The organism is Mailhella massiliensis (assembly GCF_900155525.1).
Lineage (GTDB): Bacteria > Desulfobacterota > Desulfovibrionia > Desulfovibrionales > Desulfovibrionaceae > Mailhella > Mailhella massiliensis.
Genome location: NZ_LT706951.1, coordinates 404,319 through 429,744, shown reverse-complemented (window position 1 = coordinate 429,744; position 25,426 = coordinate 404,319). Strand labels below are relative to the sequence as shown.

General features: G+C 60.0%; 24 protein-coding genes and 1 tRNA gene. 11 read left to right on the top strand and 14 right to left on the bottom strand.

What is annotated here, in order from left to right:
* Positions 1-404 precede the first annotated feature (404 nt).
* The 4 genes from phoU to CZ345_RS07575 all read right to left on the bottom strand — a co-directional run bounded on the left by phoU (position 405) and on the right by CZ345_RS07575 (position 4,686).
* Positions 405-1,085, bottom strand: coding sequence for a phosphate signaling complex protein PhoU (phoU, locus tag CZ345_RS07590; RefSeq protein ID WP_077072558.1), 681 nt, complete (start codon positions 1,083-1,085; stop codon positions 405-407).
* A gap of 340 nt (positions 1,086-1,425) precedes the next feature.
* A complete protein-coding gene (gene pstB / locus CZ345_RS07585; protein WP_077072557.1) occupies positions 1,426-2,184 on the bottom strand; it encodes a phosphate ABC transporter ATP-binding protein PstB in 759 nt (252 codons plus the stop codon).
* Positions 2,185-2,218: 34 nt separating this feature from the next.
* Positions 2,219-3,994, bottom strand: a complete 1,776-nt coding sequence (locus CZ345_RS07580) for an ATP-binding protein (protein ID WP_077072556.1) — start codon at positions 3,992-3,994, stop codon at positions 2,219-2,221.
* 2 nt (positions 3,995-3,996) lie between these two features.
* Positions 3,997-4,686 carry a response regulator transcription factor gene (locus tag CZ345_RS07575; RefSeq protein ID WP_077072555.1) on the bottom strand — a complete coding sequence of 230 codons (690 nt, stop codon included), beginning with the start codon at positions 4,684-4,686 and terminating at the stop codon, positions 3,997-3,999.
* A 203-nt stretch (positions 4,687-4,889) separates the two neighbouring features.
* On the opposite strand from CZ345_RS07575, the gene CZ345_RS07570 reads away from it, so the two are divergent.
* The 5 genes from CZ345_RS07570 to CZ345_RS07550 all read left to right on the top strand — a co-directional run bounded on the left by CZ345_RS07570 (position 4,890) and on the right by CZ345_RS07550 (position 8,862).
* Positions 4,890-5,708: a phosphate ABC transporter substrate-binding protein gene (locus CZ345_RS07570; protein WP_204224241.1), complete on the top strand. Its 819-nt coding sequence runs from the start codon at positions 4,890-4,892 to the stop codon at positions 5,706-5,708.
* A 177-nt stretch (positions 5,709-5,885) separates the two neighbouring features.
* On the top strand, positions 5,886-6,764 hold the full coding sequence (gene pstC / locus CZ345_RS07565; RefSeq protein WP_077072554.1) for a phosphate ABC transporter permease subunit PstC: 879 nt from the start codon (positions 5,886-5,888) through the stop codon (positions 6,762-6,764).
* A 109-nt stretch (positions 6,765-6,873) separates the two neighbouring features.
* Positions 6,874-7,746, top strand: coding sequence for a phosphate ABC transporter permease PstA (pstA, locus tag CZ345_RS07560; protein WP_077072553.1), 873 nt, complete (start codon positions 6,874-6,876; stop codon positions 7,744-7,746).
* A gap of 195 nt (positions 7,747-7,941) precedes the next feature.
* Complete coding sequence (locus CZ345_RS07555) at positions 7,942-8,379, top strand: MarR family winged helix-turn-helix transcriptional regulator (protein WP_077072552.1); 438 nt, start codon at positions 7,942-7,944, stop codon at positions 8,377-8,379.
* 105 nt (positions 8,380-8,484) lie between these two features.
* A complete protein-coding gene (locus tag CZ345_RS07550) occupies positions 8,485-8,862 on the top strand; it encodes a cupin domain-containing protein (protein WP_077072551.1) in 378 nt (125 codons plus the stop codon).
* A gap of 866 nt (positions 8,863-9,728) precedes the next feature.
* Here CZ345_RS07550 and CZ345_RS07545 read toward each other — a convergent pair.
* The 5 genes from CZ345_RS07545 to CZ345_RS07525 form a co-directional block, all read right to left on the bottom strand.
* Positions 9,729-9,805: transfer RNA gene (locus tag CZ345_RS07545), tRNA-Pro, on the bottom strand.
* 445 nt (positions 9,806-10,250) lie between these two features.
* The gene (gene hydF, locus CZ345_RS07540; RefSeq protein ID WP_077072550.1) at positions 10,251-11,459 is read right to left on the bottom strand and encodes a [FeFe] hydrogenase H-cluster maturation GTPase HydF; all 1,209 of its coding nucleotides are present in this window, start codon (positions 11,457-11,459) and stop codon (positions 10,251-10,253) included.
* A 271-nt stretch (positions 11,460-11,730) separates the two neighbouring features.
* Positions 11,731-12,924 carry a [FeFe] hydrogenase H-cluster radical SAM maturase HydE gene (gene hydE / locus CZ345_RS07535; RefSeq protein WP_077072549.1) on the bottom strand — a complete coding sequence of 398 codons (1,194 nt, stop codon included), beginning with the start codon at positions 12,922-12,924 and terminating at the stop codon, positions 11,731-11,733.
* A gap of 3 nt (positions 12,925-12,927) precedes the next feature.
* A complete protein-coding gene (locus CZ345_RS07530; protein WP_077072548.1) occupies positions 12,928-13,176 on the bottom strand; it encodes a TM1266 family iron-only hydrogenase system putative regulator in 249 nt (82 codons plus the stop codon).
* 94 nt (positions 13,177-13,270) lie between these two features.
* Positions 13,271-13,792 carry a nitroreductase family protein gene (locus CZ345_RS07525; protein WP_077072547.1) on the bottom strand — a complete coding sequence of 174 codons (522 nt, stop codon included), beginning with the start codon at positions 13,790-13,792 and terminating at the stop codon, positions 13,271-13,273.
* Positions 13,793-14,097: 305 nt separating this feature from the next.
* Between CZ345_RS07525 and CZ345_RS07520 the strand changes: the two genes are divergently transcribed.
* The 4 genes from CZ345_RS07520 (at position 14,098) to CZ345_RS07505 (ending at position 18,695) form a co-directional block, all read left to right on the top strand.
* Entirely contained in the window at positions 14,098-14,583 is a 486-nt protein-coding gene (locus tag CZ345_RS07520) for a CvpA family protein (protein ID WP_077072546.1), read from the top strand.
* A 38-nt stretch (positions 14,584-14,621) separates the two neighbouring features.
* On the top strand, positions 14,622-15,473 hold the full coding sequence (gene mazG / locus CZ345_RS07515) for a nucleoside triphosphate pyrophosphohydrolase (RefSeq protein WP_077072545.1): 852 nt from the start codon (positions 14,622-14,624) through the stop codon (positions 15,471-15,473).
* 129 nt (positions 15,474-15,602) lie between these two features.
* Complete coding sequence (locus CZ345_RS07510) at positions 15,603-17,126, top strand: alpha/beta hydrolase family protein (RefSeq protein WP_077072544.1); 1,524 nt, start codon at positions 15,603-15,605, stop codon at positions 17,124-17,126.
* Between the two features lie 228 nt (positions 17,127-17,354).
* Entirely contained in the window at positions 17,355-18,695 is a 1,341-nt protein-coding gene (locus CZ345_RS07505) for an MFS transporter (RefSeq protein ID WP_239446641.1), read from the top strand.
* Positions 18,696-18,821: 126 nt separating this feature from the next.
* On the opposite strand, the gene CZ345_RS07500 is transcribed toward CZ345_RS07505, so the two are convergent.
* The 3 genes from CZ345_RS07500 to CZ345_RS17045 all read right to left on the bottom strand — a co-directional run bounded on the left by CZ345_RS07500 (position 18,822) and on the right by CZ345_RS17045 (position 20,906).
* A complete protein-coding gene (locus tag CZ345_RS07500; protein ID WP_077072543.1) occupies positions 18,822-19,220 on the bottom strand; it encodes an ADP-ribosylglycohydrolase family protein in 399 nt (132 codons plus the stop codon).
* Between the two features lie 170 nt (positions 19,221-19,390).
* The gene (locus CZ345_RS17050) at positions 19,391-20,113 is read right to left on the bottom strand and encodes an ADP-ribosylglycohydrolase family protein (protein WP_077072542.1); all 723 of its coding nucleotides are present in this window, start codon (positions 20,111-20,113) and stop codon (positions 19,391-19,393) included.
* Positions 20,114-20,312: 199 nt separating this feature from the next.
* On the bottom strand, positions 20,313-20,906 hold the full coding sequence (locus tag CZ345_RS17045) for a hypothetical protein (RefSeq protein WP_077072541.1): 594 nt from the start codon (positions 20,904-20,906) through the stop codon (positions 20,313-20,315).
* 162 nt (positions 20,907-21,068) lie between these two features.
* On the opposite strand from CZ345_RS17045, the gene CZ345_RS07485 reads away from it, so the two are divergent.
* Entirely contained in the window at positions 21,069-22,304 is a 1,236-nt protein-coding gene (locus CZ345_RS07485; RefSeq protein WP_077072540.1) for a peptidase U32 family protein, read from the top strand.
* A gap of 39 nt (positions 22,305-22,343) precedes the next feature.
* Here CZ345_RS07485 and CZ345_RS07480 read toward each other — a convergent pair whose 3' ends face one another.
* The gene (locus tag CZ345_RS07480) at positions 22,344-23,150 is read right to left on the bottom strand and encodes an ADP-ribosylglycohydrolase family protein (RefSeq protein WP_077072539.1); all 807 of its coding nucleotides are present in this window, start codon (positions 23,148-23,150) and stop codon (positions 22,344-22,346) included.
* A 974-nt stretch (positions 23,151-24,124) separates the two neighbouring features.
* Here CZ345_RS07480 and CZ345_RS07475 point away from each other — a divergent pair.
* On the top strand, positions 24,125-24,592 hold the full coding sequence (locus CZ345_RS07475; protein ID WP_077072538.1) for a pyridoxamine 5'-phosphate oxidase family protein: 468 nt from the start codon (positions 24,125-24,127) through the stop codon (positions 24,590-24,592).
* Between the two features lie 39 nt (positions 24,593-24,631).
* Here the strand turns inward: CZ345_RS07475 and CZ345_RS07470 are convergent, their stop codons facing one another.
* Positions 24,632-25,183 carry an NADPH-dependent FMN reductase gene (locus tag CZ345_RS07470; protein WP_077072537.1) on the bottom strand — a complete coding sequence of 184 codons (552 nt, stop codon included), beginning with the start codon at positions 25,181-25,183 and terminating at the stop codon, positions 24,632-24,634.
* Between the last annotated feature and the right edge of the window lie 243 nt (positions 25,184-25,426).

Below are 25,426 nucleotides of genomic sequence, written 5' to 3'. Positions count from 1 at the left end.
GCCGTAAAGCTCCTGCCCGATATGAGCGCAGACGTTCGCGCAGGGCCCTGCCGTTACCGCCCCGGCAAAGGGATTTCAGGTACGGAACATAAGGCCCGGGCGGGCTTCTCAGGGCATGGGATAGAAAAAGCGCCTTTTCCTCTACGCAGGATGTTTCATGCGCCCCCTGTCTCTTCTTTTTAACCGGTTCAGCCGCCCCTGAAAACGGCCTGTACGAACATGCTGACGGAGGGACTCTTCCCCTGTCAAAAGGAATTTTTCTTCCACACGGAAGATTTTCTTCCGCCCGGTCTCACGGCGTTTAACGCAAAAACGCGACCATGAGGTCGCGATGCAGCAGAAAAAAAACGGCAATGCCCCCGCAGTACGGCATGTTCTGCGGGGGCATTGCCTTCAGATTCCGATCAGGCATCCATGCCGGAGAGTTTCACACGATGCTTCACGGTAATGCCGTCGCACATGAAGCACAGGTGCTCCACGATATTTTCCGAACGGCGGCAGATACGATCCACGGAACGTACCACAAGAATAAGCGGCACGGCGGCGGAAGGATCGACCACGGAGGCGCGCACGTCCACCATCAGTTTTTCATACATGGAAAGAAGAAGGCGTACGCTTTCCTCCGAGTGCTGGAACACCTGCATACCGTGGGGCACGTCTTCCTTGCGGAAAGCGTCCAGCGCCGTATCCAGCATATCGAAGGCAAGCTGAAGATAACGGGCCAGATCCTTTTCCAGTTCGGGAGAAAACGATTCCGGCAGAAGAGGAATCTGGCGGCCTATGGTCACGGATTCGTCGGCGATGCGCTCAAGATCGAGCACCATGCGAACCGCGGTAAGAATGAAGCGCAGGTCTCTGGCCACAGGCTGCGTACGCGCGATGATGCTGGTGCACTTTTCATCCAGCTCCAGTTCCATCTCGTCGATGGCATCGTCGCTTTTCACCACATCTTCGGCGGCGGCGACATCACGGAGCAAAAGGGCGGTGCGGGCCTTGCTGTAGGCCATCTGCACCAGGCTGCCCATGGTGAGCAGTTCCGTTCTCAAGCCGCGAAGCGCGGGAGATGCGTACATCTGATCCTTCATAATCTACCTCTTGAGGCCGCAGCCGTCCCTGCGCGGAAAAACCGTGCGGAAAAATCGCCTGCGACCGATAATGTTGTGAAGAGCGGGTTGTTCCGTAAACATCACGCACGCGGCGCCGTCCGCAGAAAAAACCGTGCCGCGCATCCTTGCGCCTTTTCGGGCCGCCTCGCCTCATACGGAACACCCGCAATGCGGTCGGAAAACACCGCTCACGGTTCTGCCGGAAGTCCACATGCCCACAGCAGGCCCTGCCTGCCGCGCCCTTCCGCATGAACCGGAGCAAAACTCCGTGCCCATGCGTGACCGGACGGCCCGTCATGCCTGCGGCACATGCCGTCTGCTATCCGAAGCGCCCCGTGATGTAATCTTCCGTCTGTTTCAGGCGGGGACGGGTAAACATCATGTCCGTTTCACCGGACTCTATGAGATCGCCCATGTAGAAGAAGGCCGTATAATCGGAAACGCGGGCCGCCTGCTGCATGTTGTGCGTAACGATGATGACGGTGAGCTGTTCCTTGAGCTGGCCGATACCTTCCTCTATCTGCTGCGTGGCGATGGGGTCCAGCGCGGAGGTGGGTTCGTCCATGAGCAGTATTTCCGGCTCCACGGCAAGGGCGCGGGCTATGCAGAGACGCTGCTGCTGACCGCCGGAAAGCGCCAGCGCGGAATCGGAAAGACGATCCTTCACTTCGCCCCACAGGGCCGCCCGCTTCAGGCTCTCTTCCACCTTTGCGGCAATGACGGATTCCGACTTTTCTCCGTTCACACGCAAGCCGTAGGCCACGTTTTCAAAAATGCTCTTGGGGAAGGAGGTGGGGCGCTGGAACACCATGCCCACCCTCCGGCGCAGGGAAACCACATCGCATTCGCGGGTATTGATATCCTGGCCGTCCAGCAGGATGGCACCTTCCGCCCTGCTGCCGGCCACAAGATCGTTCATGCGGTTCAGACAGCGCAGATAGGTACTCTTGCCGCAGCCGGAAGGACCGATGAGCGCCGTTACCTTTTTTTCGGGAAAACGGAGACTGATATTCTTCAGCGCCTGCTTTGCTCCGTAAAAGAAGTTCAGCGACACCGTCTCCATCTTGACATTCTGCATGGGGAGAAACTCCTTGAAAAAACTGACGGATGGTTCAGGCAAGGGGAATGGTGAAGCGCATGATGCAGCCGGGGCCGTCCTCAACGCCTATGCAGCCGCCGTGCCTTTCCACGACATGCTTGCAGATGGCAAGGCCGAGGCCCGTGGAAACCTGACCGCCCCTGTGCTTTTCCACCCGGTAAAAGCGTTCGAATACCCGCACGCGCAGTTCCGGCGGAATGCCCGGCCCGCTGTCTGCAACGCGGAACACGGCCATGCCCGATTCCCTGTCCGGCTCCACGGAAATCACGATGCGGGAACCTTCGGGCGCGTAGCGGCAGGCGTTTTCCAGCAGATTGCGGACCACTCTTGTCAGATATTCCGCATCGGCATTGACGGGAAAATCGCCTTCCTTGAGTTCTTCATGAAATTCCAGCCGCTTGGCTTCCGCCGAGGTGCGGCACAGATCCATACCGCCATGAATGATGGAGGATGCGGATATGGGCTTGATATCCATGGGAATGGAACCGTTCTCTATGCTGGAGAGCTGGAGCAGATCCTTGACCATGGTAGCCATGTACTGGGAATTGCGGTCGATGACTTCCAGAAAATGCAGCGCCCTTTTTTCCGTGACGTAGCGCTTCAGACTTTCGGCATAACCCATGATGGCCGTCAGAGGAGTGCGCAGTTCGTGGGAAACGTTGGCCACGAAATCCCGCCGCATGTCCATGAGTACAGACATTTCCGTAATATCGTGGAACACGGCCACGGCCATGAGCAGCTTGCTTTCTCCCACAATGGGGCAGATCAGCACCTGAAGCTTGCGGCCCGACATGTTGTCCATTTCAAACTGCACGGGCTTTTCCGGCACTTCATGCTTGAGCGATTCTATCCCCTTCTGCAGTTCGGGAGAAGGAATCACTTCCACGGGCTGCAGGCCCTCGGCATGGGCAGCGCGGGGGAAGAGACGTACCAGAGTGGCGTTGACGCTGCGCACGCAGCCTTCGTGATCCACCACGAGCACGCCCTCGGCGATACTGTTGAGCACGGCGTCGAGCTGGGCCTTCTGGGCGAGAATATGATTCACCTGCACTTCCATGCGCTGGGCCATGGAATTGACGGCGGAGGCCAGCGGCGCGAATTCGTCGCCGGGCAACGCTCTCAGGCTGATGCGGCCGCTGCGGCTGCCGGGAGTGGCCAGGTTTTCCACCGAAGTGATCATGAGCTGCAGGGAACGGCGGAAGCGCATGGACATGAAGGCGGCAAAGCCCACGGCAAAGATCAGCGCCGCCACGGCGCCCGCCATGAGCGCACGGCTTCTGTCGGCGGCATGAGTTTCCACCAGGGAAAGCGGCGCGGCCACGCGGATGACGTTGATGGACGTTCCCGGTATGGCGACGCGCTTTGCGGCGTAGACGAACGGCGTATCGAGGCTTGCGCTGTGCCTTACGCTGGAGCCTTCTCCATGAGCGAAGGCAAGGGCCACTTCCTCATGATAACGGTGATTTTCCAGCTCGGCGACGTTTTCGGCAAAGGAATCGTACAGCACCACGCCCTCGGCGTCGATAAGCGTCACGCGGTGTTCCCCGCCGGAGTAGAAATTCTTCAGCATTTCCGGCAGGACGCTCTTCGGCGAGCCTCCCGCCTTCTTCACCTCGTCCAGAATGCAGGTCTGCACGAAGGATACCTCGCGGAAGGCCTCCTCCCGCGAGAGATCAATGCTTTCCTGCTTGATGCTGTGCAGAAAATATCCGCACGGCACCAGCACGGAAAACAGAATGACGACACAGAAACAGAAAAATATCTTGATGGAAAACGTGGTGTTCTTCATGGCTATTCCTTATAGCGATAGCCCATGCCGCGTACCGTCTCCAGGTACTGGGCGGCGTCTCCGAGCTTGCGGCGCAGGCGGGCGATATGCACGTCGACCGTGCGTTCATATCCCTCGAACTGGTAGCCCCACACGGAGGAAAGAAGCTCTTCACGCGTGCGTATGCGGCCGGCGTTGAGGAAGAAATCCTCAAAAATGCGGTATTCCAGCGCGGTCAGTTCCAGCGTGCGGCCGTCGATGGACACACGGCGGCCCTGCTGATCGAGGCTGACGCCGTGCCGCACGACGACCTTTTTCCCGGTATCCATGCTGCGGCGGCGCAGGATGGCCTTGACGCGCAGCATCAGTTCACGGATATTAAAAGGTTTAACCACATAATCGTCGGCTCCGTATTCAAAGCCGATGATGCGGTCCATTTCCTCGCCCCTCGCCGTGAGCATGAGTATGGGACAGGGCATACTTTCCGCAGCGTGCCTGTTGAGCTCGCGGCACACGGAAAGCCCGTCCCTTCCGGGCAGCATGAGATCGAGGATGATGAGATCCGGCTTGAGGGTCTCGGCCATTTCCTGCCCGCGAAGACCGTCGGCGGCCTGTTCGACATGGTAACCTTCCTCTTCCAGAGAAAAAGCCACCAGCTCACGGATATCGTCGTCGTCCTCCACAACAAGTATGACAGGCTGTTTGTTGTCCACGATGTTTCCCCTTTCGGTTTCTGATCTGTGTAGCTTCGCAGTATGAAGCCAGTGTTACATTCCTATAAAAATATCATGAAAGGACGGCATGTTGAAGCGATACAAAAAATTAATATCCGGGATATACTGCCGCAACAATCGCTTTCTAGTTTGCATTCTGTCCGGCGGGATGATCCGCCGGAAAAACACAAGGAGTCTGATCCATGAAAATCAAAAGCATCGTCATGAGCGCCCTGCTCGCCCTCTCTGCGGTTTCCCCCGCCGCTGCGGCCGAATCCATCACCATCAACGGTTCCACCACCGTGCTGCCCATCATTCAGAAGGCCTCCGAACACTTCATGGCGAGCTACCCCGACATTTCCATCGTCCTTTCCGGCGGCGGTTCCGGTACGGGCATCAAGTCCCTTCTTGACGGCATCACCGACGTGGCCATGTCTTCCCGCGACGTCAAGTCCAGCGAAACCAAGCTCGCCGCCGACAAGAAGATGGAACTCACCCGCACCGTCATCGGCGTGGACGCCCTGGTGCCCATCGTCAACACCAAGAACCCCGTCAAGGATCTTTCCATTGAAAAGCTGCGCGACATCTTCGCCGGAAAGATCACCAACTGGAAGGAATTGGGCGGCAACGACGCCGTCATCGTGGTCGTCAACCGCGACAACTCCTCCGGCACCTACGAATGCTGGAAGGAACTCGTGATGAAGGACGCCCGGGTCATGCCCAAGGCCCTCACCCAGGCCAGCAACGGCGGCGTCGCCCAGAACGTGGCCACCAATCCCAACGCCATCGGTTATATCGGTATGGGATATCTGAACGACAACGTCAAGGGCCTCACCATCGGCGGCGTCGAGGCTTCCGCCGAAACCGCCCTTGCCAAGAAGTGGCCCCTCTCCCGCGAACTGTATCTCTTCACCAACGGCAAGCCTGCGGGCAACACCGGCAAGTTCATGGATTTCATGCTTGATCCCAAGCTCGGCCAGCAGGATGTCCTGAAGGCGGGCTATATCCCGCTCGGAAAGTAGCATTCCTCCTTTCGACGCGGCACCCGGGCGGGAAAAAGCGCCCCGCCGCGTACGGAGGCATGTCACGAGATCGGGCTCCCCAGAAGCTCCGCCGGAGGCTGAAAGTCCGGCGGACGCTTCCCGGAGGCCGACAACACGGGGGAATTCCCCCTTTTTTCGTATTCCACGGATAACGGCATGAACACTCGCAAGGAACGACTCATTCAATGGCTGCTGGCCGGCATATCGACGCTTTCCATCCTTTCCATGGCGGGCATCGTTCTCTTTCTGCTGCTGGACGGCCTCCCCTTCTTCAAGGATTATCCCCTCTTCGACTTCCTGTTCGGTCTGGGCTGGTACCCCACCGACGAGCCCATGGAATTCGGCATACTTCCCCTCATCGCCGGTTCCTTCACCGTCATGCTGCTGGCCACCGTCATTGCGGTTCCCCTCGGCGTGGCCACGGCCATCTATCTTGCGGAAGTGGCGAAGCCCGGTATGCGCCGTATCGTCAAGCCCTTCGTGGAACTGCTCGCCGCCCTGCCCTCCGTGGTCATCGGCTTCTTCGGCATGGTGGTCGTAGCTCCCTTCCTTCAGAACTATTTCGGGGCCGCTTCCGGCCTCAACCTGCTCAACGCCGGACTCATGCTGGCCTTCATGAGCGTGCCCATCATCTGCTCCGTGGCCGAGGACGCCATCTACTCCGTCCCGCGCGAACTGCGCGAAGCCTCGCTCTCCCTCGGCGCCACCAAATGGGAAACGCTCATCCGCGTGGTGCTCCCCGCCGCCAGTTCCGGCATAGGTACTGCCGTCATGCTGGGGATGTCCCGCTCCATAGGCGAAACCATGGTCGTGCTCATGGTGGCCGGCGGCGCGGCCGTCATTCCCACCTCGCTGTTCGATTCCGTGCGCCCCATTCCCGCCTCCATTGCTGCGGAAATGGCGGAGGCCCCCTTCCACAGCGAACATTATTTCGCCCTGTTCGCCACCGGCATCGTGCTCATCATCTTCACGCTCATCTTCAACGCCACCGCCTTCCGCATCGCGGAAAAGCGCAATTCCGGCATAGGCTGCTGATATGTCCTCGCTCCGTCTTTCACCGCGTACGGCGACTCTTCCCGCAAGTTCCTCCCCTTCCGTATGCGCTCCGGCCGCAAGGCCGGCATCATCCCTTTCAGGAGATTCCATGAACAGCGCCACTCGCAACAAATACCGCCTGCGCCTTCAGAAACTGATGTTCGGGCTGCTCCATGCCTCCGCCGCCATCAATGTGCTGGCGCTTTCCGGCGTATGCCTCTACCTTGCCCTCAACGGGATTTCCTCCCTTTCCTGGGAATTTCTCACCGCCTATCCCAAGAACATGATGACGGAAGGCGGCATCATGCCCTGCATCGTAGGCACCTTCCTGCTGGCCTTCGGCTCCATGATCATCGTTTTCCCCATCGGTGTGGCCACGGCCGTGTATCTGCATGAGTACAGCCGCCATTCGCGCCTCACCTACTACATACGCTTCGGCATCAACAACCTTGCGGGCGTGCCATCCATTGTTTTCGGCCTGTTCGGACTTTCCTTCTTCGTCACCTTCCTCGGACTCGGGGTAAGCCTGCTTTCCGGCATCCTCACCCTTTCCATCCTCACTCTGCCCATCATCATCAACACCGCCGAAGAATCCCTCCGCCGCGTGCCCGATTCCTGGCGCGAAGCCTCCCTGGCCATGGGCGCCACCAAGGTGCAGACCATACTTCGCGTGGTCATTCCCGCCGCCTTTCCCGGTATGCTCACCGGCTGCATTCTGGGCCTCGCCCGCGCTGCGGGCGAAACCGGCGCCATCATGTTCACGGCCGCCGTGTACTTCACCCCGCATATGCCCGACTCCATCCTGAGCCCCGTCATGTCGCTGCCGTATCACATGTACATTCTCGCCACCTCCGGCACGGACATCGAAAAAACCCTGCCCCTGCAGTACGGCACGGCGCTCATGCTCATCTTCCTCGTGGTGGGCATGAACCTTCTGGCCATCATCCTGCGCGACAGGCTGCAGAACCGCAACAAACAGTAAACGGGCCTCTTCCCGCACATTCCTTCCTCTTTACCGCCGCTTTCTCCTGCCGGACCTGTTCCGGCAGGCCTGCGGAGGAAGAGAAAACACGGCGTCTGCCGCCTCCTCGCAGCGCGCCGTTCCGATCACGGCCGGAACCACGAGCCGTGATCTTTTTTCTTGACAAAAATTCGATATCAAACTAAATAGAAGGTCATGAAACAGCTCGCCATTTTCAATTACGCCAGCCGACTGCGTGAAATCGGCAATACGTTCATTCTCGCCGAGCTCGAAAAGGCCGGTCTGCGCGACATTGCGCCCAGTCACGGCGACGTGCTGGGCCAGTTGCTCACCTGCGATTCCCGCAACATGAGCGAACTGGCGTTTCATGCCCACCGCACCAAGTCGACCGTAACGGCTCTGGTGACCAAGCTGGAGAAAAACGGCTATGTGGAACGCATTCCCGATCCTGAGGACTCACGCGGAGTAAAAGTACGCCTCACGGAAAAAGGACGGGCCCTCAAACCCGCCTTCGATGCTATTTCCAAAGGTCTGCAGGCCATCATTACCGACCGGCTCAGCGAGGAAGAGGCCCTGAAACTGGAACAGCTCCTTGCCGCCTGTGTGGAAAAACACGCGGACGGAAAATGCTGAACCGTTCTCCGGCATCCTCATTTAACCGCGTCGTGTCGAAGGTTCCGGCATGACGCAATATTTTTCACCATTTAGTTCGATAACGAATCAAAAAAGGAGTTTTCCATGAAAAACTGCACTCTCGCCCATCTCGATTTCTCGGCCGCCCGCAGCGAACTGCACGATCTGCTGAACCTTACCGGAGCGGAAGTTTCCCTCAACAACCTGCCTGCCGGAATATCCGTTCCCTTTGTCCATACCCACACGCAGAACGAAGAACTCTATATCGTGCTGGACGGCGCGGGCAAACTGTACATCGACGGAGAGGAACTTCCCCTGAAGGCAGGCGACTGCTTCCGCATCGCTCCTGCGGGAGCCCGCTGCGTATGCGCCGCGAAAGACAGCCCCATCCGCTTCCTCTGCATACAGGTCAAGGCCGGAAGTCTGGAAGGCTTCACCATGCAGGACGGCGTGATTTCCAGGAACAAGCCGAGCTGGCTGTAGTCTTCCTCCAGGAAGCCTTTCCGCTCAAAAACGTTCTTTTTTCCGGCGGGCGGACGCATCACTCCCGCCCGGAGAGGTCCCCTTCATGGCGCTTCCGCGGCCTTGCAATGCGACGTCGCCTTCCGGGACGTACTCTTGGAAAACGCGCCTCAACATATCTCCGGCCGGGGAAAATATTCTCCGGCCGGATTTTTATCCGGCAACACTCCCGGTACCGGCATCTTCCCGGGCAGATGCCGCCCGAGCCTTCCTTTCCCTTCTCCTTCTGCCGCAATGGCCGCGCCCACGACGGCCGCATGTATGACGGCAGCCGATATTTCACATAGCCCCGCAGGAGCCATACCCCCATGTTGTGTCTGGTCGTCTGTTTCCGCCCGTCAGAGCCACAGTCTGGAAGGTGCGCACCTGTTCCATCCGTTCCGCCCCTGCCCGCCTTCCTCTCTTCGCCCGGGCTATGCCCTGCGCCGGAAGCTCCCGCGCTCCATCCCTCGCCTGCCGGACCGGCTTGAGAAAGACTTCAGGAACTATGCCAAAGCCAAGGGAATTCCGCTTTCCGGCAAAACGACAGAAGAGACGCCGATATTTCCGTCCAGAACGTACCGGCCTCGCTGTCGGACTTCATGGGCGCCTTTGCGCCCTTCTTCACCCGCCCATGCAGGCCGCGCAAGGCGGAGTCCGTGCCACAGTCTCCCCCGTCCGTGGCGCCATCTGCTCCTGTATTGCCGGAAAAATAAAAAACAGGGCGCCGAAAAGGATACCTTTTCGCCGTCCTGTACAGGAAATCCTGGGAGAACAGGAGAGGGAGAGAAAAAAGTAAAGCCGCATAAGGAGTTGTGATTCCTTATGCGGCTTATGCCTTTATAACATGGTCGGGATGGCAGGATTTGAACCAGCGACCCCAGCGTCCCGAACGCTGTACTCTACCAAACTGAGCCACATCCCGACAACGAAAGGCACTATAGCCGGACCCGACCTAAAAGGCAAGCTTTTTCTTTCCTGATTTCAGGAAAAGATGCATCTTTCCTGCAGAAAGTTTCGCGACACGGCCCCGGTCACGAAAAATGCAGGGAATCCCGCCGGCATCTCCGCGGAAAAAAACGGCGGTTCCGTGAGACGATTCCGCCCGTTTCTCTCCTCTGTCCGAAGAGCGGGATGCTACGCGTCAAGGGCGTCCCCCCGGGGAGACGCCGTCATGAGCGGAGGAAAAAACGCATCTTCTGACAGGCAGCGTCACATTCTTCCAGCAGCACCCGCACAACCTGCATCGCCTTCCCCGGCAATGAAGGGCTCACAGCCCGCAAGGCATCTTTTCCTGCCCGCCTGCTTCCACAGGCACAGAAAAAACAGAATGCCTACGGCTGCCTCGGCATACCGGTCTCTCGCCGGTTTCAGGCGTGTTCCACCTTGTCGAGAATACCGGTAAGCTTGGCCAGGGCCACACCGTAGTTGCACATGGGCACCCCCTGTTCCCTGGCCTTTTTCACGCGGGACATCATGTAGGTACGGTTGAACATGCACGCCCCGCAATGAATGACAAGGTCGTAAGGCGTAAGATCGGCAGGAAAGTCCGTTCCGCTTACGATGGTGATGTCCAGACTTTCGCCGAAACGGGCGCGCAGACGGCGGGGAATCTTTTCGCGTCCTATATCCTCGGCCAGAGGGGCATGGGTGCAGGCTTCGGCAATGAGCACGCGGGAATGGGGAGTGAGGCGGTCGATGGCTTCCGCCCCTCGGATGAACTCCTCGATATCGCCTTTCCAGCCCGCCATGAGAATGGAAAACGAGGTAAGCATACTTTCCGCAGGCTTCAGCTTCCATACCTCGCCGAACACCTGCGAATCGGTGATGATGAGATGCGGCGGCCGCGCAAGCGCCTCCAGCGTCTGTGCGATCTTGTCCGCCGTGCAACTGGCAATGATGCACTTCTTGTCCAGAAGTTCCCGCGTCACCTGCACCTGAGGAAGAATAAGCCTTCCCTGCGGGGCCTGTATGTCCTGCGGCATGACCAGCATGACCACATCCCCCTCTCCGCACAGGCTGCCGGTGATCTCCCTCCTGCCCCAGTCCGCAGGAACAAGGCGCAGCATGGCCTCGCGCAGCCCGTCCAGATTGAGGCGCCGCTCCGCACTCACGGCGACAGGGGCCTGCCCGAGTTCATGCTCGATGAAGGCTGCGCGCTCTTTCAGATGAGGCTCATCCAGCGCATCCTTTTTATTGAGCACGATGATGAAAGGCTTCTTCCCGGCCTTGAAGGCGGCCACCCATTCCTTTTCCCGGTCGAGTTCCCCTTCTCCGGTCACTACCAGCAGAGCGATATCCGTTTTTTCCAGAGCAAGGCGCGTTTTTTCCACACGCAGTTCGCCCATGGGGCCGACGTCGTCAAAACCGGCGGTATCGATGAGCACACAGGGGCCGAGACCGTGAATCTCCATGGATTTGTACACGGGATCGGTGGTGGTTCCGGCATTTTCGGAGACGATGGCCGTTTCATGACCGGTAACAGCGTTGATGAGTGAGGATTTTCCCGCATTGCGCCTGCCGTAAATACCTATATGCAGGCGGCCGGAACGGGGAGTATCGTTGATGGTATCGGACATGAAATTCTCCTTTTGAACCGGAAGCGCCGTACACGGCGCTCCTTATGAACGCCCTCCGCCCTGGACGGAAAGGCGGCTGGAGGCCACGCCGCTCAAAAGCAGGCCCCGGGTTCTGCCTCTGCGGCTTTACGCAAGGCAGGAATCCCCTGGCCGCAGCCCTCTGCAACATTGCAGAAGCAGGCTGCGGCCTTTCATCGGAAAACAAGGCGGCGCTTCCCTGCTCGGCGCACGACAGACATGGCGTGCGGACCGGAGCAGCCCCGCGGTGCATCTAAAGCGCGCCCTCCCGGCAGAAATCGCCTCTGTCGACCACGATGTCGTAGCCTATGGCCCGGATGCGCTCCTTCAGCGCCGCAAGATTGTCCGCACATTCCGCACCTTCGGAAAGCTTGTTGTTGTACAGACGATAACGGGTGCGGGCCTCCTTCGGCGAAAGGTTGGGCATAAGCACATTGGCTCCGGCAAGAATGCCGCGTTCCCGCCCGTCTCCTGCGGCCGTGCCCAGCGCCGTGGTGGAAGGAAGCATGGCAAAGGGCAGAAGCAGACGCACCATGGCCACCATGACCAGCGTTCTTTCCACATCCCCCGCGGGGAAGCGGGCAAAGGGCGTATCGACATGGGGAATGAAGGGACCTATCCCCACCATCTCCGGCTGGAAACGGTACAGAAAGCGCACGTCTTCCTCAAGACATGCCGAGGTCTGCCAGGGAGACCCCACCATGAAGCCCGCCCCCGTCTGATAGCCACACGACTTGAGCGCATCAAGGCAGTCCATGCGGTTCCGCCAGCGCTGGCCCGCAGGATGCAGCAGCGCATAATGCGCGGGATCGGCGGTTTCGTGACGCAGAAGAAAACGGTCGGCCCCGGCGCGGCGGAGAAGGCGGTAGGATTCCAGCGGTCTTTCTCCTACGGAAAGCGTCACGGCGCAATCGGGCCAGGAAGCCTTGATGCCGCCTACAATGCCCGCAAGCCGCTCGTCGGTGAACCACACATCCTCCCCTCCCTGCAGCACGAAGGTGCGGAAGCCGAGCGCGTAGCCGTGTTCACAGCATTCCAGAATATCCTCAGGCGAAAGGCGGTAGCGCTGCGCTTCGGTATTGGAAAAACGTATGCCGCAGTAGCGGCAGTTCTGGCGGCAGATGTTGGAAATTTCTATGAGGCCGCGGATGTAGATCTTCGTTCCGAAGTGCTCCTGCGCCTTTGCCCTGGCCCGCTCGAAAAGCACGGCCCGGACGGCTTCCGCCTCTTCCACGGAAAGCGGTTCCCCCGCCGGGGCTGCGGCAGGACCGGAAGAAAGACCGGCAAGCGCCAGATACTCCGCTTCCCGTTCGGAAGCCTCCTCCGGCACGGAACCGGCGAAGGCCTGCGGGGCGCAGGCATCGATGAAGGATGCCATTTCTCCCTGTTCCGGCAGGCGGCCCTCGCTCAAGGTATCAAGAACCGCAAGACAGCGCTGCATATCCATGATTCACCGCCTTGAAATGGCGGCCTTGACGGACACGCCCTGAATTTTGCCTATTTTCCCCGTCATGCCGGAAATGGCGTCCATGCTGCCGTCCACGGCAAGCGCGATGATGGAAACGCCCCGGCTGCGGTAGGGAATGCCCAGCCTGCCGACGATGATGTCGGCATAGTCATGAAGAATGGCATTGATGCCGGCCGTGGCTTCCGGGTTGTCCACCACGATGCCCACCGTGCCTATGCGTGATTCGCCCATGTTATTCTCCGTGAACGGAATGGAGGAAAAATCGTACGGGGCACGCGCGGCAACGCGCCGCCCCGCACGGGAAAAAGTTCATGCAGAACTTCAACTATACGCGGATGACGTAGTTTTCCTTGCGGGGCTTGGCCGGAGCCTCGCCCTGTTCGTCGGCATAGCCCAGCACACAGTGGCCCACGCCCACATAATCGCCTTCCACGCCCCAGCTCTTGAGCAGAGCTTTGCCTTCCTCGCTGTCGAAGACCTCGCGGGCACGGTGAATCCAGCACGAAGCGACCCCCACCGCATGAGCGGCGAGCATGAGATCGCCCATGACCAGAGAACCGTCTTCCACACAGGTGGGACGGGTTCTGTCGGCCAGCACGACAACCACCGTGGGCGCGCCGTAGAACGGGTCGCCCGAAGTGCCGAGAACGGCGGCATTCATTTTCGACAGCCTGGCGATGGTGTCCTTATCCTGCACCACCACCATGACGGGAGACTGTGCGCCCCGGCCCGTAGGGGCCCAGGTTCCGGCTTCAAGAATGGCGTTCAGCTCCTCGTCGCCTATCTGGCGGGACTGGAACTTACGGCAGCTGCGGCGGGTCCTGATATCCTGCAACGTCTCTTTCATGACTATTCTCCTTTTCGGGCGATATCGTGCCCGGTCGGGGGCGGAACATCCTTCCCCTCCGGGCCCATATGAGATTCACCCCTTTTTTTCCTTTATGCAAGTATGCCCGAAAACGCTTTTGTCCATACTCTGCCGCAGGTTCTCCGACGAAAGGAAGGCGTATGCTCCCTCCCCGCATTCCGCATGAAGAGCCTCCTGCCGCCGCCCGGAAGTCCGACGCGTCCCGCATCCCGCTTTTTCTTGACACTCCCGTCCGTTCCTCTACAATACCGCCACACCTTCCCCTGAGGAACCATTGAGGTCCTATGTTTCAAATCAACCTGCTTGATACCGCCCTTCTGATCATCCTGCTCTTTTTCAGCGTCAAAGGTCTGATCCGGGGGCTTGTCCAGGAAGTGGCCGGGCTGCTCGGCGTGGCCGCGGGTATTCTGCTCGCGCGGACATTCAGCGCCCAGTTTGCGCCCGTGCTTTCCCAGTACGGCGTTTCCCCCGGCTTTGCGCCCATGCTTTCCATGGCCCTCCTTTTCCTGGCGGGCATACTGGCGGTGGGGCTTGCGGCCCATGCCCTGCACCGTATGCTCGAATCCGCCTTCGCAGGCGGCATCGACCGTATGCTCGGCCTGCTGGCAGGCCTTGCCAAGGGTCTCATTTTCGCGGGTGTCATCGGCTATATCGCCGTGCGCCTGCTGCCCAACGTGCCGGTGGTGAAGGAATCGCAGATTCTGCCCCCGCTCATGCGCTTCATCCAGAGTCTCGCCGGTTCCCTTGATCTGCACCTTCCCCCCATGTAATCCGCGCGCCCCGCGCTCTTTATGTTCAGGAGTCCATCATGAACGAGCAGGAACAGCTTCTCCGCTTTCAGAATGTCGTCAATCAGCTTATCGACCCGGAAAAGGGGTGCCCCTGGGACAGGGAACAGACGCCCCTTTCCATGTGCGAATATCTTATAGAGGAATGCCACGAACTGGTGGATGCCATCCGCTCCGGCAAACCCGGTCATGCCTGCGATGAAATGGGCGATCTGCTTTTCGTTCTGCTGCTCATGGCGCGCCGCTTTGAACTTGCCGGGCAGTTTTCCCTGGGAGACGCGCTGAAGATGGGGGCGGACAAGATGACCCGCCGCCACCCCCATGTTTTCGGCGACGCGGGGTGCGAAAGCATCGATCAGCTCATGAAGAACTGGGCCGCCATCAAGAAGGCGGAAAAGGAAAGCGAGGCCGGGGAACCCAGGGGCACCCTCTCTTCCGTGCCTTCCGGCCTGCCGCCGCTCACCAAGGCCTACCGCCTGCACGCCAAGGCCGCCGGCGCAGGATTCACCTGGGACGACGACGAGGAAGTGGAACGGCAGGTCGAGGCGGAATGGCTGGAACTGCTGGATGCGCGCGCCTCCGGGAGCGACGAGGCCAAAGAACACGAACTCGGCGACATGATATTCACGCTGGTAGAACTCGGCCGTCGCATGGGCGTGAAGGCCGGAGCCGCCGTGGACTTCGCCGCGAACCGCTTCCGCGCCCGCTTCGACGCCATGGAAGCCCTGGCCCGGGAACGCGGACTCGATTTCAAGGCCCTCAGCCTCGATGAAAAGGACGAGCTCTGGAATGAAGTCAAGGCCGCCGAACCTGAACTGAAAACCGGAGCCGCCGTAGACTTCGCCGCTCCGCGCGAAAACCCCGAAGCCTGATCCTGGAACCCCGCTCTGCGGGGTTCCTTTCCCTGCGTCGCCCCTGCCCGCCCGGCACACGGACGCTTCCGTTTCTGCCCGACGAACAGAGCACGGTGCAAAGGGACATGCCGCATCACATCGCCGGATATGCTTGAGCGCTTTCCGTTCCTTCATACCTTCCGACTGCGTGCGCCGCTCGGCGTACTCTTCGTTTTCGTCCTTTCCCTGCTCCTTGCCGCCCCCGGCGTCGAGGCAAGGCAGAGCAAGCAGAACGTCTATGCAGGCTACCGTACCCTTTCCTCCAGTCTGCCCGCCCAGCGCCTCATGATACACATGGGCGTGTGGTACCCCACACGCCGCAAGGCAGGCAGCGTAAAGGTGGGGGACTGGACCTTCCGCGCCGCGCGCAACGCTCCCATCATGCAGGGACCGTGGCCCGTCATCGTTCTTTCGCACGACGTCACGGGTTCCGCATGGACGCATCACGACATTGCCGCCGCTCTGGCCGCGCGCGGATTCATCGTGGCCGCCCCCACGCACGACCACGACAACGGCGAGGACATGGCCCTGCTCTTTTCCGACAGGGAACTGCCGGTACGGGCGCTCCAGCTCCGGGCCGCGCTGGATCTCGTGCTGGAACATCCCCAGATAGGCAAGGAAGCCGACCGTTCGCGCATAGGCTTTCTGGGATTCGGTATGCCTTCTTCCGCAGGACTGCTGCTTGCCGGAGGAAAGCTGACCCCCGATGCATGGCCTTCCTTCTGCGAAGGCGCGGAAGCGGCCGTTCCCGTACAGGAAGACATTCCTCCCGCACCTGCGCCGGATGAGGAAACTCTGCCCGAAGCCGTGGAGAAGGATGTACGCCCCGAGGGTTCCGTACCGCCCATATCGCTGCCGCAGGCCGTCCCTCTCAGACCCGCGGCGCAGCACACGCCCTCGCCGGATGCGCCCGCCGGCACCTTTCTGCAGAACTTTCTGGTCACTCCCGCCTATGCCGACGAAGGTATTTCGCCGGACGTGGCTTCCCTGCTGCATCCTTCCGACAGCCCCTGGTGTTCGCCGTATCTTTCCGCCAGAATGAACGAGCTTGTCGCCAGCATGAAGCATCGTTCTCTGGAAAGGGAGGAAAAAACGGCCATGATGCATACCGCCGTGGAGGCAAGGCGTCAGCTTTTCCGCCGTCTTTCCGATTCCGTATCCCGCAGCCATCATCGCCAGCTCCGCCTTGCCAGATCCGACGCGCTGCCCACTCCCCCGGTAGCGCTGCCCCTTCTGCCGCCGCTTTCCCATCACAGCCCCGTGGCGGATGCCCGCTTCAAGGCCATGGTCTTCGTTTCGCCCGGATTCTCCATGCTGTTCAGCAGGGAAAGTCTGGCCGCAGTAAGTACGCCTTCCCTGTTCATAGGAGCGGAACTGGACGGATGGAACAGACCTTCGGAACAGGCGGAACGCTTTGTGGACATGCTGGGCCACAGACCGGAATACATGCTTCTGAACCATGCCGACGCACCGGCGCTTCAGGCCCCCTGCCCCGATTCCGACCCGGCGGGTCCGCTCGCCACGCTCTGCAACAGCGTGGATCAGGAAACGCGAGAGGCCGTGCATACCCGCCTCGTCTCCGTACTGCAGGAGTTCTTCAACAGAGTGCTGGGCAGGGAAAACGCCCAGTAGGCGTCCCCATCCGGCTACGGCCTTTCGGCAGCGGAAGCTTCTGCCGGTCTTTTCTGCCCGGATACGGCGACAAAATCCCCGGCCATGATTTCCCCTGCCGCCTGCGCAGCTCAGACAGACCTTGTCCGGCGCAAGGCAGGGAAACGCCCTGAAAAAAACGGAATCCCGGCTCTTGACGAAAGCGCCCTGCCCCACTACACAAAGGCCGGGCGATTCACGCGGAAAATCATGCTGTTTTTGCTGGAACTTTCCGAAAAGGAACAGGGGCTTTCCGCCGATCATCTCCAGCCGGAAGTCTGCGTTTTCCCGCAGGCGGCGAACCGGCATTGCCGCAGCAGGCCCAGCCTCAGGGCCAAAGGCCATGGGGTTCTCTTTCCTTTTTCCCCGCGCTCCGGGGCGCATTCCATGAAGATAAGCTATCCCGTTTTCAAAAGTCTGCTGGCCCTTTCCCTCGGCACCTTCGGCGTGTGCATGTCGGAATTTTCCATGATGGCCGTTCTGCCCGAAGTTGCCGGAAGCCTCGCGGTGAGTATTCCCGAGGCGGGGCACTTTATTTCCGCCTACGCCCTCGGGGTATGCGCAGGCGCGCCTCTTACCGTCATGACGGCACGCTCCCGCCCCCTGCGCGGGATACTTCTGGTCCTCATGCTCCTCTTCATCGCGGGCAACGCGCTGACCGCGATGGCGACGCACCCCTCCCTGATGCTTGCCGCACGGTTCATCGCGGGCCTGCCCCACGGAGCCTATTTCGGCGTGGCCGCCATTATTGCGGACAAGCTGGTGGAAAAGGCGTTTTCCGTTCTGGCGGTATCCATCGTCATTGCCGGGGCCACCATTGCCAACCTCGGCGGCGTCCCCTGTTCCACGCTCCTCACGCACCTTGTATCGTGGCGGATGGCCTATGCGCTCGTGGCATGCACGGGCGTGGTCGTCATCATCTGCGTGCTTATCTGGGTACCGAAGCTCCCGGGACTCAAACACACGGGGTTTCTCGAACAGTTCCGCTTTCTCGGCAGTGTTCAGCCCTGGCTCATCTTTCTGGCCATCGTTCTGGGCAACGGAGGCATGTTCTGCTGGTACAGCTATGTCTCGCCGTTTCTGACGGGGGTTTCCGGTCTGGAACCGGGAAAGATGACGCTGGTCATGGCTTTTGCCGGGGCGGGCATGGTACTGGGCAATTCTCTGAGCGGCAGGCTTTCCGTCCGCTTCAGACCGGCGGTCATAGCGGCGGGGATGCAGGGAGTCATGGCCGTAAGCCTGCTGGCGCTTTTTCTGCTGGGAACCGGTCTTGCGGCGGCGCTGTGCCTTCTGTTCCTCTGCACGGCCTGCCTCTTCGGCATATCCGCGCCGCAGCAGATGCTTCTGCTGCAGAATGCCAGAGGAGGCGAAATGCTCGGCGCGGCCATGGCGCAGGTAGGCTTCAACACAGGCAACGCGCTGGGGGCCTTCCTCGGCGGTCTGTCCATCGACGCAGGGTTCGGCTATGCCGGTACGGCATGTCTGGGAGCAGCGGGAGCCGCCGTCGGATTTCTCCTGCTTTTCTTCTATTCCCGTCATGAGGGCCGGTGACGAAGGTTCCCTTCCCGGATGCGGGTATTTTCTGCAGAAACGGCGGCGGATGGTTCATCCGCCGCCGTTTCTGCATGTTCTTCATGTCTCTCTGAGGCATTGGCTCCATCAGAAAGCAGGACTTCTTCAGCCGAGAAGCTTCTCCGCCAGAGGCATGAAATCCATGGGCCAGTACGCCTCAGGCCTCGGGCGGGCAACCCGGCCTTCCTTCGGCATACAGGCAAGCACGGCGTCCGCCCACTGATGGGGGAAGGAATCGATATCCAGCGCCGCGCCGAGCAGCGCACCGGCCACGGCCCCGTTGGCTGCGGCGTCGCCTCCGCGCATTACCGTGGCGCGCACACCGGCTCCGGCATTCCCGGCATGAAGAAGACGCCAGAAGCCGTTATGCAGCGCAACGAGCACATGACTCATGTTTTCCTGAACATTTTCGGGCTCATGCGTTCTGGCATCCTCAAGACATGCGCATACCCGCTCCGCCTCCTCCGCGGGCACGTCGCTCCACGAAGGAAGATGCGCGGCCACATGCCCATGGGAGAACCNACGGCAAGCTCGAACCCTTCGCCACGCCGCACAAAACCGGCGACATGGTGGAGATCATTCCCGACAAGACCCGCCATCCCCCCCGCGACTGGCTGAAAATCGTCAAGACCGCCAAGGCCAGAAGCCGTTATGCAGCGCAACGAGCACATGACTCATGTTTTCCTGAACATTTTCGGGCTCATGCGTTCTGGCATCCTCAAGACATGCGCATACCCGCTCCGCCTCCTCCGCGGGCACGTCGCTCCACGAAGGAAGATGCGCGGCCACATGCCCATGGGAGAACCGCTCCGTATACCGTAAGCCAGCGCCGAGACATAGGCTGCGCTGGAAGCGCGGCACAGAGGATGGGGATTCGTCAGCGCCGCTTCCTCCATGGCCTGACGGGCAAGCTCCCGCATCTCCCTGCTTTCGGCCAGAGCCTCGATATCGGGTTCGGCTCCGTCATCACAGGGAAGCGCCGCATCCGGTACGCAATGCGCTCCCCGTATGCCGAGGGGACTCACACGCATCAACGCGCAGTTGGCTTCGCTCCGGGCATCTATTTTGCCGTGCAGAGCGCGAAACACCGCATGAGCAAAATCCACGGGATGACTCCCCAGCCACGCGACATAGGCTGCGCGCACCTTTTCGGCATGAAAGGCACCCTCTTCCGCAAGGCTGCGGGCCAGAGCAAGCGCCATTTCCGAATCGTCGGTAGGCTGCCCGGGAAGCGTCCCGTACAGGGCGCTGCCCTCGAGATCATCCATACCCGCGGGGTACAGGGCGCGTACCTTTTCCTCATCCTTGAATTCCACCTGACTGCCCAGGGAATCTCCGGCAATCTGACCGAGCAGGCAGCCCCATGCACGCCGTATTTCCGATGAACTTCTTTCCATGCTTCTTCCTCTTCCCTGTGTTGAAATACCGTACGCCCCGCTTTTCGGCGCAATACAAGGCATCGCTTTCCCCAGCTCCGCTCCATCGGGGGCGGGAGGCACTCCGCGTTTATCCTTCGCCCCGCTCATGTCTTTTCCCGGGAAAAAGCCCTTCTGAGTACATGCAGCATACGGAGCAGCGCCGGTGTGTCCTGCCTGTTCAGGGCTGGACTTCCTTCTGATCCGCCAGGTCGCTGATGGCGGGATATTCCGGGCTTTCCATGTACAGGGTGCAGTAGGAAGCCTGTTTTCCGTCATCGGTTTCCGAACCGGCAAGAAAGACATAGACCGCGCCCGGCCCGTCCGAAGATGCGGTAGCGGAAAACGTCCATTCCAGCACTTCCATGCCGCCTTCATCCACAAGATAGGAACGAAGGTCGCTTCCCGCATCCTCCACATCCTCGACATTGAGCGAAGGTTCCCCGTATTTTTCCATGAGTTCAGGTTTCAGACTCTCGAACACATCCAGCGTCTTCGAGGCTTCGGCGCTGGGATCGTCGGCAGAGGAAGCCATGATTCTGATGATCCTGCCCTGGAACGTATCCACTGCATAGGTGTCGAACCTGGCGTCGGGCGAAGGAGGAGTGACTTCGTACATCCTGAGTTCCCACCGTTCGGAAACCGGCCGGGCCTCATGGCCGTAGCGGTCGATGTCGCTTCCCAGTTCCAGGCCGAAGGCCCCTGCGCCCAGAGCGCACGCCGCTTTGCAGAAACAAAAGACGGCAACGAAAAAAGCCGCTTGCATATATTTCATGAAACAACTCCCTTGCCGCCCCTGCGGCACGGTCATCAGTAAACTCAGGTGCGGCGTTTGTCCAGCACCGAAGAGCTTGTCTTTCCCCGCAAGGCGGGCTAGAGCTTTTTCCGGGCCTCGGAAGCGGCCCGGCTTCTCTCTCCTTTTACCCCGGATGTCGTTATGAAGGAACATGTTCTCCCGGAACTTCTCGCCCCGGCCGGAGGCCGTGAACAACTGGAAGCCGCCGTGCTTTACGGTGCGGATGCCGTGTACCTCGGCGGAAGCGCCCTTTCCCTGCGGGCAAAATGCCGGGGCTTCGACGGCAGGGAACTGGAAGACGCCGTGCGCTTCGCCCACGCCTCCGGCGTGAAGGTGTACTACTGCCTGAACGCCCTCCCCTTCGACGAACAGCTCCCGCTGGTGGAGGAACAGCTCGCCATGCTGCCCGACCTCGGTGTGGACGGACTCATTGCGGCCGATCCGGGGGTGATACATCTCTCACGCCGTATCTGCCCCGGTGTGGAGCTGCACCTTTCCACCCAGGCGCATTCCGTCAACGCCGCAGCGGTGGAGTTCTGGAGCGGGCTCGGCGTCGGGCGCATCAATCTTGCCCGCGAGCTGGGCAGAGAATCCATGGAGAGCCTCATCCGCCGCTTCCCCTCCATGGACTTCGAGGTGTTCGTCCATGGGGCCATGTGCCTTTCCCTTTCCGGGCACTGTCTCATTTCCGCATGGGTGAACAACCGCCCGGCGAATCTCGGTCTGTGCACGCAGCCCTGCCGCTTCGACTACCGCGGCATCACCCTCACGGTAGAGGAAGCCCTGCGCCGCGACGGCCCCTTCCTCGATATCCAGCAGGGAGAGGATTTCAGCGCCGTCTGGGCGCCCATGGATCTGTGCCTCGTACGCTGGATGCGAGACATCGTGCACATGGGGCCTGCGGCGCTCAAACTGGAAGGCCGCACCAAAAGCGGCGGCTACGTCGCCCAGGTTACGGACGTGTACCGCACGGCCCTCAATCTTGCCGCACGCCGCACCCCCGATGACGAAATATCCGACGATGCTTTGGTGGAGGAACTTTTTCATACGGCCTCAAGACCGCTCTGCTCAGGCTTCTTCATGCCGGAACGCGTGGTGGAAAAAGCCCCGCAGAACTTCAGCCCCCGGCCCGTGGTGGCCCGCATCATGGAGCCCGCCCCTCTCGGCGGCTGGAGGGTGGAAGTCCGCTCTCCCTGGAATGCCGACGCCGACGCCGCGCTCCTCATGCCCGGTATGCGGAGGCCTCTGCTTGCTGCGGGGCATTACCATCTGGAAAATCACAGAGGAGAAGCAACAACCCGGCTCAACCCCGGCATGACCGGCACGCTCTACACCGACGTGGCAGACATACGCCCCGGCCTCTACATCCGGGCATGACGCCCGTACGCCGCAGCTTTTCCGCTCAGGCACGACCTTTCATGCTCTCCGCCCCGGTACGGGAGGAAAAACCGCTTCAAAGCGCTCCAGCACCTCGCAAAGCGGCGCAGGCAGAAAAGGCATGACGCGCTCACGCAGCGCTTCGGGAACGCCGTAGCAGGCCTCCGCCATGCTGCCCGCCATGGCGGCGAGGGTATCGCTGTCGCCGCCCAGGGAAACGGCGTTGCGCACGGCGTCTTCCACATCCGACGCCTCGAGAAAGGCTTCTATGGCCTGAGGCACCGATCCCTGACAGCTCACGTCGAAACTGTACGCTGCGCGGATATCGTCCAGCGTGAAATCCAGCCTGTACCAGGAAGCCTCCACCTTCCGACGTATGTCTTCCGGCGCTTCTCCCTGCCGGGCCAGCCATATGACGGCCGTCACGGCCTCGGCTCCCCGTATGCCTTCCGGGTGATCATGCGTCACCACGGTAACGCGCCTTGCCATATCCAGAGCATCCTCCAGAGACGAAGCCGCCCAGCCGCAGGCACTTACCCGCATGGCCGATCCGTTGCCGAAACTGCCGTAAGGCGCGGGATGGTCGGAGGCAAGCCAGCGGGAAAAGCGCCCCCCATAGCAGCCCCGGGCAAAACGCCTGCCAAAATCCCGCATGGCGGCGACGGCCGCTTCCGAAAAATGTTCCCTGTTCCGCACGCATTCCAGCACGGCGCGGGCAACGGCCAGCGTCATCACACTGTCGTCCGTGATGCGGCAGTCCGGGGTAAAAAGTTCAAACTCCTTGCTTTTTCTGTTCTTCCACTCAAAACGCGATCCTGCGACGTCGCCGATGACGGCTCCCAGCATGGCTGCCTCCAATCTTCAGGCATCACATTGACTACGGCATCATGCCGCTTTCCCGGAACATCGCACAGGTTGGGGTTCCGGGCGAAAAACTGCCCTGCACGTCAAGCATAATGCCCCTTCTTCGCCGGGAAAATTCTCCCGCCGCCTGCAGGGTTCCCCTTCCTGCCGTGCCTGCAACGGCTTCCGAAAGGCGCAGTCTTCTCAAGGCGAAGGGACAGACATATAAAATATACTATGTGATAATTATTAAATGTATTTCTCATGCAATTTCAGCGGAATATCCATAATCCGCACCCCTGCCCCTAAAAAGTACACGCTCCTTTCTGCCTGCGTCCCCCCTCCGTGGAGGCACACTGCTCAGAAACCGTCCTTCGACAGCTCCATTAAAACAGAAAAAGTCAAATCACTCCACATAATCTTATGCAAAACACGGCATGGCAGACCTTCCGCAAATAAAAACCAAGGACGAATGCGTTCCGCCGCCGGACTGCATCTTCTTCTGCAGAACGCTTCTGTCGGAACATGCCCCGCCTTCACCGAAGATAAGGCAGTTCCTTTCTGCCCTGTTTCGCCCTCCGCATTTTTGTCTGCGGCGTATCGCTCCGTTTTCGGGAAAATTCCATGGAGGCTGTCCTTTTTCGATACTCTCCGCTATTTCCAGCAGTTTTCAGAAGAGATGCCTTGCTGCAAAAAAATCTCGCACTTCTTTCGCTCATGAGAGAACACGAAAGTTGCGTCACGGACGGCATGACCGTTATCTGCTGTTATGTTTTTTCGCCCCTGGACCCGTTTCATACCGAAGGCGGGCAAACCGCCTGCTTTGCCGGAAAAGGCCGCGTAGAAAACATATTGACAGAGCCTTGCCCCGATGAAAAGCTCTGCCCGTCTGCGGGAGAGCTCCGGCTCATGTCTTCTGCCGCAAGCCGTATCTCCCGCCTCCCCCGGCAGAGCCTTAACTCATATAAGGAGAAACCATGCGCCGCAAAGAAAGGGAATGCAATGATCCGGCCTTCTTCGCCCGTCTGTTTGAAGAAGCGGAAGTCATGACTCTGGCTTTTCAAGCCGAAGAAGCCCCCTACGTCATTCCCGTCAACTTCGTTTTTCTGGACGGGGCCCTGTATTTCCACTGTGCAAGGGAAGGCCGCAAGCTGGACTGTCTGAAGCAGGCCCCGGGCGTGGGGTTTTCCGTTCATGAAGTCATCGCCATCGACAGGGAAAAGGCCACCACGCTCTATAAAAGCCTCTGCGGTACGGGAAAGGCTTCCTGTGTCGTCGATATGGAGGAAAAAAGCCGTGCGCTGGCCGCTCTGGCGGAAAAATACAAGAGCCGCTGCACGCTTCCCGTACCCGAAAAAACGCTGAAAAGCACGGAAGTGGTGAAAATCGCCATTGCTTCCCTGAGCGGGAAAAGCAATCCCCCCCAGGGAAAGGAAAAAAACTGACGCCCCTTCCCGGAGAGGGCATACGGCGCTCTCCGGGCGTCAGGCATTCTGCCGGACACGCTCATCCAGCGCCCTCATCAATGCGGCCACCTTTTCCCGCAGCTTACGCCCTTCCGGCTCGTCGGACACATCGCCCTGCGGGGTGAATGCCTCGGAAAAGGCGTTGGCGAACACTTCCGGACGGTTGAGAAGCCGGATATCGAGATACACGCAGCTCTGGCGCAGGTGATACTGCGCGCGGGCCGTTCCCATACCTCCGCCCGCTCCCATCATGGCCGCAGGCTTTCCGGCAAGGATATCCCCCGGCTCGCGGGAAAGCCAGTCCAGAGCGTTCTTCAGCGCCGGTGCCACGGAATAGTTGTATTCCGGCACCGCCAGCACAAGCGCATCCGCAGCCTTCACTTCTTCTGCAAGCCTTTTCACGGACTCCGGCGTTTCCCGCCCTTCCACATAAAAAGGAATATCGGCAATATCGGCAATGACGAGTTCCGAACCTTCGGGCATTTGTTCCCGTGCACAACGCAGAAGGCCGCTGTTGCGGGATGCGGCCCGCAGACTCCCGCAGATACCGAGAAAGTTTTTCTTCTTCATGGCGTTTCCTTCATTTCCCGGCAAAGTATGGCTGAGGGAGGCAAATCCTTCCCCGCACCCTCTTCCCGCGCCGGAAACGGGAAGAAAAAAAGTGTAAGGCACTGCTCTGCCGGAGGCAATGAGTCGTTCCCCTGCGGCGCAAAAAAAGCCCCCGGGAACATATCCGCAGGATCGCCAGGATTTTTCGCAAAACGGCATCGCCCGGCTCTTCCGATATACCTCGCCTCCCGCGGCAGGGCAGAA